The following is a 14,767-nucleotide window of genomic DNA, read 5'->3' as shown; positions in this document are numbered from 1 at the left end:
GATTCTATCAACATGCAAGGAGGGATGAAATGTCTTATGGTATATGGCTTAGCTACAACAACCAGCAGGAGGGTTTTCAAATTCCCATTAACCCCAGCTCAATAGAAATAAGCGATGGGGGTAAGGGGACAACCTATGATGTGGCAGGCTTAGGGGAGATAAATGTTATTAAGGACATAAAACTGACGGAGTATTCCTTTAAAAGTATATTCCCTGCACAAGAATATCCTTTTATTGCAACAAATCTGCTATTAAAGCCTGAAGGATATATTGATTATATAACAAAGTGGATGAAGACTAAAAAGCCCATCCGCTTTATTTTTACTGGTGATAGCTTTGATATTAATGAAGCCGTCAGTATTGAAGACTTCAACTGGAAGGAGGAGGCCGGCGGTGGTGGAGATATTGAATATAGCATTAAATTAAAAAAATATATTTTCCATTCTCCTAAAAAAGTTGTAGTAGTTCCATCAACTTCAGATAATAATGATGTTACAGTAAAAAAGGAGCCCCCTGTAAGAAAGGATGACCGGGAAGCTCCTAAAACATATACAATGATTGCAGGTGACACTCTATGGTCTGTAGCAAAGAAAATCCTTGGTGATGGAGGTAGGTGGAAGGAGCTTCAAAGGTTAAATAATATAACTGATTCAGAAGTAAAACGGTTGTCCATAGGTAAGGTTTTAAAGCTTCCGGAGGTGAATTAATTGGTTGAGATTACTATTGATAATAAAAACGGTAACATGTGGGATATAACCAATATCGTTTCAAATATTTCCTGGAAAACCAGCTCCATTGGAAAAGCAGGGAGCTTGGATTTTACACTAATCAAGAATTGTCTCTATCAAGACCCTGCCTTTCAATACAATAACGGTGATGTGGTTAAGGTAAAGATGGGGAGTGCTAATATATTTTATGGATATATATTCACAATTGACGAAGGAAAAGACGAAACAGTTAGTGTCACCTGCTATGATCAAATACGATACTTAATGGCAAAGGATACCTATGTATTCAACGATGTAACTGCTTCTGCTGTGGTTAGAAGAATAGCAGAGGATTTCACCTTAGAATTAGGTAAGATAGATGATACAGCCTATCGGATACCTACAATGGTGGAGGATGGTAAGGTTCTTCTAGATATTATTTGTAAGGCCTTAACCCTTACCTTAATAAATTCAAATAAGAACTTTTTTCTTTTTGACGATTTTGGAGCTTTGTCATTAAGGAATTCAGAGGACCTTTTATTGGATTTTTATATCGGTGACGATAGCCTAATGATAGACTACAGCAATAAAACCTCTATTGATACAGATACCTACAATAAAATAAAGCTATATAAAGATAATGAAGCCACCGGCAGACGTGAAATATATATGGCACAGGACAGCAATAATATTGACAAATGGGGAATTTTGCAATTGTACCAGTCAGTTGAAGAAAATATGAATACAGCACAAATAAATCAACAGCTGGATACGCTGATTACATTAAAGAATAGAGAGTCAAAAACATTGAAGATAAAAGCTTTAGGAGATATAAGAGTAAGGGCTGGTGCCTATATTCCAATCATTATTAAGGAATATGGGATTAACCAGCCATTTATTATAGATGAATGTACCCACAGCTTCAATGGTGCAGATCATACCATGAGCTTAGATTTAAAGGTGGTGACATAGATGAACCTGTTAAATGTAATTAAAACAGCAGGGATGCAGGCGGTGGATTCAACAAATCCAGTAGGTATATTTTATGGAACTGTGGTATCCACAAATCCTATTAAAGTCAATGTAGATCAAAGGTTTACCCTAACCTCAGAATTTATAGTTATGCCAGAATCCTTAACAGGATATGAAATAGACTTAGCCCATACCCATCAATGTTCCAATGGCTCTACAGCTGCAGCACTGAATAAAATCATTGTTAGATCAGGCCTAAAGGAAGGGGATAAGGTAATTCTTCTTCGCCTTCAGGGTGGACAAAAATACTTAATATTGGATAAGGAGGCAGCAATATGATCCCAAAAGGAGGAATATCCAATACATCAGTACAGGAGATAGAAGAGCCTTCCTACACATGGAGGCTTGATTTTACCAAGGGAAGAATAACAGGGATGCTTGATGAACTGGAGGCCATCAAGCAGGCAGTATTTATGATTCTTCAAACCGAGAGATTTAAATATATAATCTATAGCTTTAATTACGGCCATGAGCTTAGGTCTCTGATGGGAAAAAATCCTTTGTATGTTAAGTCAGAAATAACCAGAATTATTAAGGCTGCATTAAAGCAGGATGACAGAATTCAAGGAATAGAAAATATGAACATTATAATGAACAAAGATGGTATGACAGCAGCCTTTACAGTGATTACCAACTATGGGGATTTTAAGTTTACACAGGAGGTGAGATAATTGAAAAATGTACACAGCTATGAAGTCATACTGCAGCGAATGCTAAATAGATTACCAACCAATATAGATAAGCGAGAGGGCTCTGTTATTTATGCAGCTTTAGCTCCTGCTGCAGCAGAGCTGGCACAAATGTATGCCCAACTTGATATTGAATATAACCTCTCCTTTGCAGATACTGCCACCGGTGAGTACCTAACAAGAATAGCGGCAGAATTAGGAGTTAATAGAAAGCCAGCAACCAAGGCAAGGAGAAAAGGAGAATTTTACCATAGCTCCAACAGCCCACTAAATGTACCAATCGGCAGCAGATATAGCATAGGCAGCCTGACATATGTAGTGGTTGGTGAAATTTCTGCAGGAGCTTATATACTTGAGTGTGAAACAGCTGGTGTGGTGGGTAATCAACAGTTTGGACAAATACTTCCAATAAATTTTATTTCAGGTCTGGAAAGAGCTGAATTGAGGGATGTATTGGTGGCTGGTGAGGATGAGGAACAGGATAAAGCCCTAAGACAGCGATACTATGAAATAGTAAATGAACCCTCCTTTGGTGGTAATGTTTCAGATTACAAGCAGAAAATAAATTCCATTGATGGAGTTGGTGGACTGAAGGTATTCCCTGTATGGCAGGGGGGAGGTACAGTAAAGGCTACAATTATAGCTGCAGATTATAATGAGCCATCCAATACATTAATAGAAGAAGTACAGAATATTATTGATCCTATACCAAATAGTGGCAAGGGGTTGGGCTTTGCTCCCATAGGCCATAAAATGACCATCACCGGAGTAACTGCTACAACCATAGACATTTCAACAAGAATAACCCCCCAGGCGGGCTTAACCATAGGTCAGCTGCAAGAAAATATAGAAGCAGCTATAGAAGCATATTTATTGGAGCTTAGACAGGACTGGCAAAACCAAATACAATTGGTGGTTAGAACAGCCCAAATAGATGCTAGAATACTATCTGTAGCTGGAGTAGAAGATGTTAATAATACCCTGCTAAATGACACAGCATCTAATATTATTTTAGGAGCAGAGGAAATACCAAGGTTAGGAAGGGTGACAGTTGATGAATAGGATAGAAAAATACTGGCCCGAATTCTTTTTAAAGATATTAGACTTTGTTGAACTGGCAAATACTGAGAATAAAGAGCTGGAGGTTATACAGGCTGCTAAAGAGGAATATTTTAATGATAAATTTGTTTTAACCTCCAGTGTAGAGGCTGTTAAACGAAGGGAAAAAATCCTTGGCATACAGGCAGACCCCAATACAGAAACCCTTGATTTTAGAAGGAAAAGGATAATAAATAGATACTCCACAAAGCCCCCCTTTACAAAAGCATACCTGCAACAGCGTTTAGACTTCCTTGTAGGGAATGGACGGGCAATAGCAGAGGTGGACAGCTTTATTTTAACAGTTACAGCAGCAATATATGATGCCAGTATATTTAAAGAAGTAGAAAGAACCATATATGCAATTAAGCCGGCTAATATGATCTATCAGCAGCAGACAGCCATAGAGAACACAATTACCTTAGATGAGCATATTTCCAAGAGGGAATTAGATAGACAAACAATATTGGGAATCTGGCCATTAGGGGCAGCCCCCTTTGCAGAACTACAGCAGGAGGTGGTTATAAAATGATTACATCAAAATTTCTTAATAATGTTGCCGAATTTGTTGATTCCAATATTTCTAAAGTAGTCTTAAATAAAGGAGAATACGAAATAACCGATTTTTTAGTTAAATCTGCAAGCGACAACATAGTGACCTTAAATTATATAGTACCGAATGGCTCTGTTGCAGCAATAAATAGTATAGAGCTTAAAGACAGCAGCAACAATGGCATAAGTGATAATACTGTATATGTTCCAATTCATGCCGACACCATGATGATTCAAACCATTCAAGTAAAGGAGGGGATATAGGATGGCCAGAACAGATTGGAAATTCAATGACATTGTCACCGAGGCAGATATGAACCAGATGGGGCAGGAGCTTAACGAAAAGGAAACCCCAGCAGCAGCACAGGCAAAGGCAGACCGAGCAGAGGAAAATGCCAAGAATTATACAGATCAACAAATCACATTGGTAACAGAAACAGGAATTCCCAAATTAAACGTCTATGAATATAAGCTCAGCAATATTGCCATCGGTACAACAGATATAGAAATTCCACTAGAAACCTTTGATAAAAAAACCGATACAGTAAAATTATACATAAACACTGTTCCCAGAGACAGTGATTTTTTTATGGTTGTAGATGCTGTAAGAAATGAAGCTGGAAATATTTTAGAAAAAGGAAAGGTTATATTAAATCAGCCATTAGAAACCGTTTCAAAAGTAACAATTGAAATATGGAAAAACATTCCCATAGGAGAAGCTGGCTCAGTAAGCGGTAAGGTAATAGCTGTTGATTCCATGCCACAAAATCGAGTAATAGGCTTAACAGATGCTTTGGATAGTAATACACAGGCTATTGGGGATGTTAATGATGATTTTGTTGCGCATAAGGCAGAAACTATGCCACATAGATTTGTTGATAATGGAACTGTCTATAAATATGGATGGTCAACGCTAGATGGTTATGCAGTTTTTAACTATGAGGAGGTGACTGGGTAATGCCACAAGTAACATTACCAAATAAACAACAAGTAGAGGCAGTAAAAAATGATATAGGAAGCATAAATACAAAAGTAGGTACTAATACAGATGTTGGAGGAAATACAACACTATTTGCAAGATTAAGACAAATCTATGAATATTTGACAGCAAATATGAGTAGTACAAGAATGTCAAAGGTAGACAGTATTGACAATACTATATCTTCAAGACAAGCCAACTGGGGAGCAACAACAACTCATAGGGATAGAATAGACACAACTATATCCTCCAGACAGGCCAGTTGGGGGGCGACAAGTACCCATTCGAGCAGGATTGATACTACTATATCAAGTAGGGCAAGTCAAGCAAGCGTTGATAATTTAAATGTTGCTCGAATGGTAGTACCCTCAAATACACTAAGGCATAGTTTCGCGCCAGAGAGGTCTGTAACAGGTAATTCTTCTAAATATATACTAGTAGCTAAATTTGTACCGCTTGGTGTAGGTGAGCTAAAGGTAACGTGGGATATGAAAACAAATAATTCTTCTAATTCTGTCTTGATGCACTTTAGTCCATTGTTTGGATTTGCAATTTCAACACACGGTTGGACGGACGATATAGGAAGCATAAACACATATCCTAATCATCCGTCGGGTGTCTTTGTGAGTAGCCGTTCAGTTGACTACGTCACCATTACGCAAATATTACGCGTGCCATATATAACACCTATTTATTTACACATGGCTGGAGGTAACTCTCACTCTGAAAATACTTCTTATTGCAGAAATATAAATATATACTATGACTTTTATTAAGGCGGTGCCAGTGATGAGGGGTGATAAATTCACACAGGGAACTTTATGCGTCATAAGTAATGCGAATAATTATACATAACAATTAATTTTTAATTAACCAAGAGAGGTGATTTTTATGAGCGATGGAAAAATTACTCGACAAGAATTTTCTTCAGATGTAAATGAAGAATTTAATAAAATCGGCAATATGCAAGAATTAGAGACTACCAATAGCAGTAATCTAGTAAATGCAGTAAATGAGGTTAAAAGTGATATTGATAAACATAAAGTTGATTATGTAAGACAACCTGGCTATGGTATAACGGGAGGAACATCAAACAATTATACCCTTACACTTGACCCTCCTCTTACGTCTTATACTCCAGGAATATGTGTAGCAATAAAGATTCATACAGCTAATTCAGGAGCTTCAACCTTAAATATCAACGGGTTAGGGGCAAAGTCAATAAGAGATAGTAGAGGAAATATCTTAACAACTGGAAAGTTAATTCTAAATGGTGTTTATACATTGAGGTATGATGGATCAAATTTTCAATTACAGGGTGAAGGTGCTAGTGGTAATGCAACTGCATCTGACCTTCTCTCTGGTAAAACAGCCTCTACAGATGCAGGAGATATAATTGGTACAATGTCTAATAAAGGAGCTAAAACATTTAATCCTAGTGCATCGGTACAAAGTGATACAGCAGGCTATTATAGCAGTGTAACCTGTAACGCTGTAAATGTTCCTGCTGCAAATGTATTATCAGGAACTACTATTGCTGGTACTGCTGGATCAATGGTCAACAGAGGTAATGTAACCTCAGCATTAACTAGTCAAGGTGGTCAATATACTATACCTCAAGGATACCATGCTGGTGCAGGTACAGTAACAGCCAATATTACAAATTTATCATCAGGGAATGTTAGAAAGGGGGCTGAAGTCGGAGGAGTGACAGGCACTTATTCTGATATGCCAACTGGAGAAGTTCCTACAGCAGGGGATATCAGTATAGGTAAAAGTGCTTTTGCCAATGGTGGGAATAAAATAATTGGTACTATGCCTATCAGAACAGGGCATGTTGATGCTCAAGCTATATCTAGAAGCGGAACCACCTTAAGGTTAAGACCTCAAGCAGGTTATTATGGCGGATCAAGTAGTAATAGCGTACAATTGACAGATGCTAATTATGTAGCAGAAAATATTAAAAAAGATATTTCTTTATTTGGATTAACGGGATCTTTGAAAGAAGGAATATTTGCTTTATTAACGCCTGATATTACACATAATCTACCCGTCACTACAGTAGATTCTATAACAAGCATCTCTATATCATCTTCTTCATTAAATTTTAAGCCTACACAAATAGTAGTTATGATGGAAGTAGAGACAAAAATGAGGTATTCTGAATATTATGGACCAAGAGACTCAGAGGCGTTGGGAAAGGTTATCTCATGTTTCGGAAATATGTTAACTACTAATGGATATATTCGAACTCATCTCAAATTACCAAGCGGAGCATATGAAGGAGGATATGGTATTTTGAGTTTAAGCCTTTCCGATGTTTCATTTCATTCTAACGGATTTACGGGTAATATAGAAGCACGAATACAGTCATTTCATTCAGGGACAGGAAACACAAAGGCAACTGTACATATAAGAGAAATATTATTACTTTCTGCATAAATAGATTAACTAAAAAGATAATTACAAACAACAACAAAAACAAAAGAAAGGATGATCAAATGAAAACCAGAATATTAATTTTTACAACCCTATTATTCCTTATATCTTCAACCTTCGTTACCGCAGCAGAACCAACATTTACTCTTAAGCTAGATTCAAAGCCTGCTGTCTATGTTGATGAAGAAGTAAATGTGAAGCTGTCGGTGGTGGATTATGTTTATGGAGAACATAAAACCTCGGCATTGGATTTTCAACTGATATATAATCATGAAGATTTTAAATATCAAGACTTTTCTGTTACAGGTAATCATAATTTGAATGTAACAGTTACAGAAAGCGTATATTCAGAAAATCAAAGTAAACTTAGATTAATAGTTATCATGATGGGAAAGGAAAGTGCAGTAAATACCGATACAGATTTATTAAATATTAAGTTTACACCACAAAAAATGTCTGAAACCAGTGACTTTATCTTGTTTGAATCTACGGCAGCCACATCAGACGGTATTCTATTCCACCCAGTGAATGTTTCTACTACAGTAACAGTCTATGATGTGTTGGACGTAAATCAAGATGGTGTCATTAATCTAGCCGATGCCGCTATAGCTTCATATCGAATTGGAGAATCAGCAGAAGAGTTTCCTAACTGCGATGTCAATAGGGATGGAGAAATAAACATGGAGGATGTAAAGCTGATTATTTACCATATACTTAACTTAACATTTTAAACAGCCCAGTCCGAAACGTGACCGAAGGATGTCCTTCCAGGCACATGTCACCCATGTTAATATGATATTGAGGAAGAATATAAATTATTAATTTACTCTAGCTTTTAAAGAAGCTAGTTTTTATTTTGCAATTTATATTCTTTTCTTTTTATTTACATTAATTTGAAGGGAGTGAGTTAAAGCTTTAAGGGTTTAAAAGTAGATAAATAAATTAATGGAGGAAGTAAACAATGATTACATTAAGGGAAATTAAGAGCATAGTGGTGGGAATCATTGAAGCTGCTTTTCCTGAAGGTAGAGTTCTAACCAAGAATGTAAATGAAGAGTTGGATATACCTTCTTTTTTTATTGAATTTGACAACATAAGAAAAAACAGCCGATTATTCAATTATGAAAGAGATATGACCATTAGGATATATATTTATCCGTCAATTAATGATGAGGGTGGTTTTCAGCTACTGGATATTATTGAAAAGCTGGAGGATAACTTTGATCTTAAATTTATGGTTCAGGACAGATATTTAAAAATTACTGAAACTCTAACAAAAAAGGAAGAAGGAATTTTCCAATTTGAATTCCATGTGAACTATTTTGAAACCAAGGAAATGGAAGAAAGTAATGAATTGATGCAGGAATTAAATTTTAAATAAAAAAAGAAAGGAAGTTGATGTAAATGGGTTTACCAACAATTGATATTATTTTTGAAACAAAGGCAGTAAGTGCAGTAAAAAGAAGTGAAAAGGGAGTTGTGGCATTGATTTTGAAGGATGATACTGGAGCCTTTGATACAAGGGAATACAAATCATCTACAGAGGTTTTGCCAGAGGATTGGTCAGAGAGAAATCTAGATTTAATTAAAAAGGCATTTATAGGCAATCCGTCTAAATTAATAGTTGAGAGGGTTGACACTGCGGCTGCCAACTACAATGATGCCTTAAATAGACTAAAAAGCAAGCTATTTAACTATTTAGCAGTGCCAGATGAATCAGCAGCAAGTGATGTAGCCACATGGATTAAAGGCTGCCGTAAAAATGACAGTAAAACCTATAAGGCAGTGGTTGCAAACCATATTGCAGATGATGAGGGTGTAATCAACTTCGCCACTTCAAATATTCAGGTGGAGGGAGAAGCATATTCAGCAGCAGAATATACCTGCAGAATTGCAGGAATTTTAGCAGGACTTCCCTATACCCGTTCAGCTACATATTATGTACTTCCAGAGGTGGAGGGTATTAATGAAGCTGCTGATCCTAACTCAGAAATTCAAGCAGGAAAGCTTATTTTGATTAATGATGGAGAAAAAATCAAAATAGCCAGAGCTGTAAATTCACTGACAACCACCACAGTTGAAAAGGCGGATGAATTTAAGAAAATTAAGATTTTAGAAGGTATGGATTTAATTAAAGAGGATATTTCCCGAACCTTTGAGGATGAATATATTGGCAAGGTAAATAATTCATATGATAATCAGGTGCTATTCTTAACTGCTGTTAACGCATATCTTAAGGGGCTGCAGGGAGAAATTCTTGATCCTTCATATAATAACAAGGTTTCTATAGATGTCCAGTCTCAAAGATTAGCCTGGGAAGGAATTGGAGTAGATGTAAGTGATTTAAGTGATCAGCAAATCAAAGAAAAGTCCTTCCGCAGCAAGGTATTTGTAAATGGAAATCTTAAATTCTTAGATTCAGTAGAAGATTTGAAGTTTAATATTTCACTGTAGGATTAAGTAAAATCATTTTTTATAACTGGAGGAGCAGATTAATAAATCTGTTTTTTTTAATTTAACGAAATTTGAAAGGATGATATATAAATGAAAAAGTTAGATGGCAAAAGATTAATAAATGGTACATTTGGTTCAGTTTGGTGGGATGGAGAGCTATTGGCAGATATCGAAAGCTTTGAAGCTAAAATCAGTATAGATAGAGAAGAAATAAATATGGCCGGCTCATTATCAAAGGATTCAAAAATGCTGGGCTGGAATGGTGAAGGTACCATGAAGCTTAAAAAGATATATTCAAGGGCACAGAAGAAAATTGCAATGGCAATAAAGGATGGGCAGGAAATAAGATCAAAAATTGTTGCGAAATTAGCTGATCCCGATGCATTTGGCACTGAAAGAGTTGTATTATACAATGTATGGTTTACAGAGGTAATGCTAATGTCCTTTGAGCAAAAAGCCAAGTTGGAGGAGGATATTCCCTTCGGCTTTAGTGATTTTGATTTTCCTGATTTAATTGAAGATTAGTAGGGGGCTAAATATTATGGCAAAAAAGAATATAAAAAAGCTGACAGTGACTGATCTAATTAAAAAGAAGGAGCAGTTAAAGCAAAAGGAAAAATCCACAGAGGAATTATATGTTCCTTCATTAGATTCATATATTATTATACAAAAGCCTTCAAGAGCCCTTTGCATGGAGGCTTTGTCAGTTGCCCAGAATGACAGCACTCAAGACAAGGCAGACCTCCATATGGTCTATAACTGTGTGGTAGAGCCAAATCTTAAGGATATCAAGCTTCAAGAGGAATTTTCTTGTGTCGAGCCTATGGAAATTGTAGAGAAGATATTTGAAGCAGGGGAAATTGGCAGTATTTCAGGCTATTGCTTGAAGATGGCAGGCTACTCAGATAGTGTGAAGGCGGTTAAGGATATAAAAAACTAATTGGTAGTGATGGGGATTTATATTTTCTTCATCACTACCTTCAAAAAGGCTATTCCTTAGATTATTTAATAAATTTAAGCTACGATGAAAGGCTGTTTATGACAGCAAGCATGGAGCTATATTTTGAAGAAGAGAAGGAAAGATGGAGCAGATAATTTTTCCTTCTCTTATCTTCTTTATGAAGGTGGGTGAGGAAATGGTAGTAGAGGGAGTATTATCCTTAAAGGATAAAAATTTTAGTACAGGAATAAAATATGCAATTAAAAACTTAAAAAGCTTTGAATCGGAAATAAAAAATGTAGCAGCAGGAATAAAGGAGCATATCGGTGGTGCAAATAAAGCATTAGGACAATTAAATAAAAATGACATTATAGAGCTAAAAAGTGCAGTAGCAGATTTAAATACTGAGGTTGATAATGTTATTCTTTACGCCAGCAGGCTGGGAGACAATATGCAAACCATTAAGAAATTAGGTATAGATGCCTTTGAGAGCATTAAAAAAAATTCTGGCATTTTTAAAGAAGCATATAATGATATAAAGCAATGGGGAATTGAAACCTTTGAGGATATTAAAGAAGAAATAATGGGTAAATTTGCAGAAGGATTTATGAAGGGAGCCAAAAAGGGACTTGAAGTCTATGAAAATTTAAAACAAAAATTTGATGAGAAATTTGGCGAAACCTTTAATAATATTAAAGAATGGGGAAGTAATGCCTTTAAGAGTATTTCAGCAACAGTCACTGGAGTAGTTGGAGGGGCCTATGAAAATATAAAGCAGTGGAGTATTGATACATTCGAAAATATTAAGGAAACGGCTTCAAATAAATTTAATGAAGCCTTTAGTAATATTAAGGAATGGAGTAATAATACAGCTCAAGTAATAAAGGGAAAATTTCAGGAGAATTTTGGAGAAGCATTCGAAGGTATTAATAAAAAAGCTAAAACTGTCTTTGAAGAGATGATGTTAAAATCAATGAAGTTTGCTGACAAGTTTGGTGGAATTGGAGAAAAAAGCGGTAATGCCTTTGAGAACATAAAGAAAAAATCCATAGATTTTGAGGAAACCTTAAAGGGTGTCCATGAGTCTGGTGTGGCGGCCTTTGAGGGGATGAAGCTAAAAATTGCAGAAAATCAGCAGACAATTGATTCTATCAAGGGAGTTATATCTGATGTTGAAACCAATGTAAAAGGCTTAAAGGATTCTCTATTAAATACCTTTGAAAGCGCACAACCGGTGGTAGGATGGCTAAAGGATAATGGACTTCCAGGAGTAGGAGATTTCATTTCAAATATTGCTGATAAAGCCATGGGTCTACACAATTTTATCGATAATAATTGGACTAAATTTCGACCTATTATAGAAGGGGTTTCCTTTGCATTGGAGGTTTATGAGGGAGCGACAGCAGCAGTTCAAAATGCCACTGAAATATACACTCATGTCACCGGTGGACTTGTAAAGGTTCAAGGCTTCCTTAATAAGGTAATGGCCTCGTCTCCATGGGGTATGGTTGCCCTTGCAATTGGAGCTGTCATCGCTGTGGGAATTCTAGTTTGGAAAAATTGGGATACCATAAAGGAAAAGGCAATGGAGCTGTGGGCTGGAATACAGGAGATATTCGGTGGTGTTGCCGACTTTTTCTTTAATGTATGGAATAGTGCAATTGAAAATATTAAAGGTGCATTTGAAGGAATTAAGGATGTTTTTACAGGTGTTATGGAATTTATCAAGGAGACAATTGGAGGCTGTATAAATTTCATTATTAAACCCATTAATTTCTTAATTGATGGCATAAATAGTATTAGTTTTAAGGTCCCTGATTGGGTTCCTGGAATTGGTGGTAAAGAGCTTGGTATTAATATTCCCAATATACCTGAATTTGCATTAGGTACCAGCTATGCAAGGGAAGGCTTAGCTTTAATCCATGAGCAGGGTGGAGAAATAAGGCATACCAGCAGGGGCGAAACAATTATACCTGCTGATAAATCTAAAAGCCTAATTGAAAACATAAATAATTCACCAAGCATTACAATTAATATTAATGGAAGTAATATGACTCCAAATGATGTGATAAATGAAATGGTGCCAAAGCTAAAGCTTGCATTGGCAAACATATAGAAGGGAGAGCTGGTTATGATTAATATTTTTCTTTCCATAAATAATAGGGAACAAATTATACAGCTCCCTGTTGTACCAGAAGAATTCACAATACAATCCCCCCATAACAACGAAACCTATCAAACAATTTCCCAGGGGGACATTAAGCTAATCGGGATGGAGGGTCTTAAATCACTGACAATTGAATCCTTCTTTCCCATGAAGAACTACTCCTTTTTAAGGGATGATGCCTATCAAGGCTGGGAATATGTAGAAAAGATTGAAGAATGGATGAAGAGAAGGGTTCCCATAAGATTAGTTATTACAGATACACCAATCAATATGGCCTGTTCAATCGATAATTTCACCTATGGAGTTAAGGATGGAAGTGGTGATATCTATTATTCCTTGAGCTTAGAGGAATTTAAGTTTATTCACCTTGAAAGGAAGAAGGTGTAATATGGTCCATCAACTTTGGCTTATAAAAGAGGATGAAAGAATTGATATTACCCCTATGGTGGGGGATATTAGCTGGCAGAGTAATATTGATCAATTGGGACAGCAGCTGGATTTTAATATTTCCTTTAATGACGCCAGATACTTTCCCAAAAACCCCTGCAGTATTGGAGATATTATACTACTCAAAAACCAGGAGGAAATATTTAGGGGAATAATTGTATCTGAACAAAATAGTGGAAGGCAGCCTCTTCAATACTCTGTTTTAGATTTTGCCTTTTATTTAAACAAATCTCAAGATGTATATCAATTTAATTCTGTTTCTGCAGATAAGGCAATCACCCAAATCCTCAGGGATTTCAATGTACCCATTGGAGCTATTGATCCTATACCCACCCTAATCAATAAAATATACAAGGACAAGGTAATAAGTGACATCATTAAAGATATATTGGATACAGTAGAAGGGGAAACAGGGGAAAAATACCGAATGGAAATGGATGCAGGAAGGCTATATATACAGAAGCAGTCAGATTTAATAGTGGAGGGCAGGTTTAGACTTGCTGATAATCTACAAGAGCATAACCTGCAGGCAGCTATTTCATCACCCTCCAGAAATCAATCAATTGTTGAAATGAAAAACAGTGTAAAGCTTGTAAATAACAACAGTATTGTTGCCCATGAGAGGGATAACACCTTAATAGAGAAATATGGTTTGCTGCAGCAGGTCATAGAAATAGATGATAATGAAATGGGAAGGGCTAAATTAATTGCAGAAAACAGCCTCAAGGAAACAGCTATGGTGTCAGAAAGCAATTCATTAACAATGATGGGAGACGATACCGTTAAAGCCGGAAGAATTATAGAAATAGAAGAAGAAATTACAGGGATGAAGGGTAAATATCTTATATTAAGCTGCAGACATACCCTGAAAAATAGAAACCATACAATGTCATTAGATTTGGGGGTATATAAATGAATGGAATAGTTGAGCTGGCTAAAATCCTTAAGGCCAGAGATAACATTATAAATTCTGGAATTCAAATTGGGGTAGTCATTTCACCCCTCCCCAATATTAAAATTGCACTGGGGGAAAAAATTATACTGACAAAAAGGCATTTGGTTTTTGCATCTCATATACTGGATAATTATCAAAGAAAATATAAGGTAAATGGAAGCATACAGCTTCCTGATGTAAGCACATCCTACAGTGGAGAAGGAACTATTGAGTTGACAGACGGACTGGAAACAGGGGATAAGGTCATACTAATTCCCACCAAGGATGAACAGGTATATTATGTTATAGATAAGGCGGTGAGCTTCTAA

At 36.2% G+C, this 14,767-nt stretch carries 19 protein-coding genes; all 19 read left to right on the top strand.

Annotated features, from left to right (window positions below):
* Positions 1 to 29: 29 nt before the first annotated feature.
* Complete coding sequence (locus BLP68_RS15030; RefSeq protein WP_091545411.1) at positions 30 to 707, top strand: LysM peptidoglycan-binding domain-containing protein; 678 nt, start codon at positions 30 to 32, stop codon at positions 705 to 707.
* Positions 708 to 1,679, top strand: coding sequence for an XkdQ/YqbQ family protein (locus BLP68_RS15025; protein WP_091545410.1), 972 nt, complete (start codon positions 708 to 710; stop codon positions 1,677 to 1,679). It abuts the gene before it with no gap.
* A complete protein-coding gene (locus BLP68_RS15020) occupies positions 1,680 to 2,018 on the top strand; it encodes a DUF2577 domain-containing protein (RefSeq protein WP_091545408.1) in 339 nt (112 codons plus the stop codon). It begins immediately after the preceding gene.
* Positions 2,015 to 2,410: a DUF2634 domain-containing protein gene (locus BLP68_RS15015; RefSeq protein WP_091545406.1), complete on the top strand. Its 396-nt coding sequence runs from the start codon at positions 2,015 to 2,017 to the stop codon at positions 2,408 to 2,410. The genes BLP68_RS15020 and BLP68_RS15015 overlap by 4 nt, the downstream gene beginning before the upstream one ends.
* Positions 2,411 to 3,490 (top strand): baseplate J/gp47 family protein, encoded by a 1,080-nt coding sequence (locus tag BLP68_RS15010; protein ID WP_330389189.1) that lies wholly within the window; start codon positions 2,411 to 2,413, stop codon positions 3,488 to 3,490.
* Positions 3,483 to 4,058, top strand: a complete 576-nt coding sequence (locus tag BLP68_RS15005) for a putative phage tail protein (protein WP_330389188.1) — start codon at positions 3,483 to 3,485, stop codon at positions 4,056 to 4,058. The genes BLP68_RS15010 and BLP68_RS15005 overlap by 8 nt, the downstream gene beginning before the upstream one ends.
* On the top strand, positions 4,055 to 4,342 hold the full coding sequence (locus tag BLP68_RS15000) for a ketopantoate hydroxymethyltransferase (protein WP_091545403.1): 288 nt from the start codon (positions 4,055 to 4,057) through the stop codon (positions 4,340 to 4,342). The genes BLP68_RS15005 and BLP68_RS15000 overlap by 4 nt, the downstream gene beginning before the upstream one ends.
* Before the next feature lies 1 nt (position 4,343).
* Positions 4,344 to 5,036 carry a hypothetical protein gene (locus BLP68_RS22155; RefSeq protein WP_091545401.1) on the top strand — a complete coding sequence of 231 codons (693 nt, stop codon included), beginning with the start codon at positions 4,344 to 4,346 and terminating at the stop codon, positions 5,034 to 5,036.
* Positions 5,036 to 5,833: a hypothetical protein gene (locus BLP68_RS14990; RefSeq protein ID WP_091545400.1), complete on the top strand. Its 798-nt coding sequence runs from the start codon at positions 5,036 to 5,038 to the stop codon at positions 5,831 to 5,833. The genes BLP68_RS22155 and BLP68_RS14990 overlap by 1 nt, the downstream gene beginning before the upstream one ends.
* Positions 5,834 to 5,948: 115 nt before the next feature.
* Positions 5,949 to 7,499 carry a hypothetical protein gene (locus tag BLP68_RS14985; RefSeq protein ID WP_091545398.1) on the top strand — a complete coding sequence of 517 codons (1,551 nt, stop codon included), beginning with the start codon at positions 5,949 to 5,951 and terminating at the stop codon, positions 7,497 to 7,499.
* Positions 7,500 to 7,558: 59 nt separating this feature from the next.
* Complete coding sequence (locus BLP68_RS14980) at positions 7,559 to 8,227, top strand: dockerin type I repeat-containing protein (protein ID WP_091545397.1); 669 nt, start codon at positions 7,559 to 7,561, stop codon at positions 8,225 to 8,227.
* Positions 8,228 to 8,457: 230 nt separating this feature from the next.
* Complete coding sequence (locus tag BLP68_RS14975) at positions 8,458 to 8,877, top strand: phage tail terminator family protein (protein WP_091545395.1); 420 nt, start codon at positions 8,458 to 8,460, stop codon at positions 8,875 to 8,877.
* A 23-nt stretch (positions 8,878 to 8,900) separates the two neighbouring features.
* Entirely contained in the window at positions 8,901 to 9,950 is a 1,050-nt protein-coding gene (locus tag BLP68_RS14970) for a phage tail sheath C-terminal domain-containing protein (protein ID WP_091545394.1), read from the top strand.
* Positions 9,951 to 10,040: 90 nt separating this feature from the next.
* Positions 10,041 to 10,475, top strand: a complete 435-nt coding sequence (locus BLP68_RS14965) for a phage tail tube protein (protein ID WP_091545392.1) — start codon at positions 10,041 to 10,043, stop codon at positions 10,473 to 10,475.
* 16 nt (positions 10,476 to 10,491) lie between these two features.
* A complete protein-coding gene (locus tag BLP68_RS14960) occupies positions 10,492 to 10,890 on the top strand; it encodes a phage tail assembly chaperone (protein WP_091545391.1) in 399 nt (132 codons plus the stop codon).
* Between the two features lie 142 nt (positions 10,891 to 11,032).
* Positions 11,033 to 13,006: a hypothetical protein gene (locus BLP68_RS14955; RefSeq protein ID WP_091545389.1), complete on the top strand. Its 1,974-nt coding sequence runs from the start codon at positions 11,033 to 11,035 to the stop codon at positions 13,004 to 13,006.
* Positions 13,007 to 13,021: 15 nt separating this feature from the next.
* Positions 13,022 to 13,444, top strand: coding sequence for a hypothetical protein (locus BLP68_RS14950; RefSeq protein ID WP_091545388.1), 423 nt, complete (start codon positions 13,022 to 13,024; stop codon positions 13,442 to 13,444).
* 1 nt (position 13,445) lies between these two features.
* On the top strand, positions 13,446 to 14,420 hold the full coding sequence (locus tag BLP68_RS14945; RefSeq protein ID WP_091545386.1) for an XkdQ/YqbQ family protein: 975 nt from the start codon (positions 13,446 to 13,448) through the stop codon (positions 14,418 to 14,420).
* Positions 14,417 to 14,767, top strand: a complete 351-nt coding sequence (locus tag BLP68_RS14940; protein ID WP_091545384.1) for a DUF2577 domain-containing protein — start codon at positions 14,417 to 14,419, stop codon at positions 14,765 to 14,767. The genes BLP68_RS14945 and BLP68_RS14940 overlap by 4 nt, the downstream gene beginning before the upstream one ends.

The sequence above is a fragment of the Alkaliphilus peptidifermentans DSM 18978 genome (genome assembly GCF_900101495.1).
GTDB classification, from domain to species: Bacteria; Bacillota; Clostridia; order Peptostreptococcales; family Natronincolaceae; genus Alkaliphilus_C; species Alkaliphilus_C peptidifermentans.
This window is presented reverse-complemented; position numbering and strand designations above follow the sequence as displayed.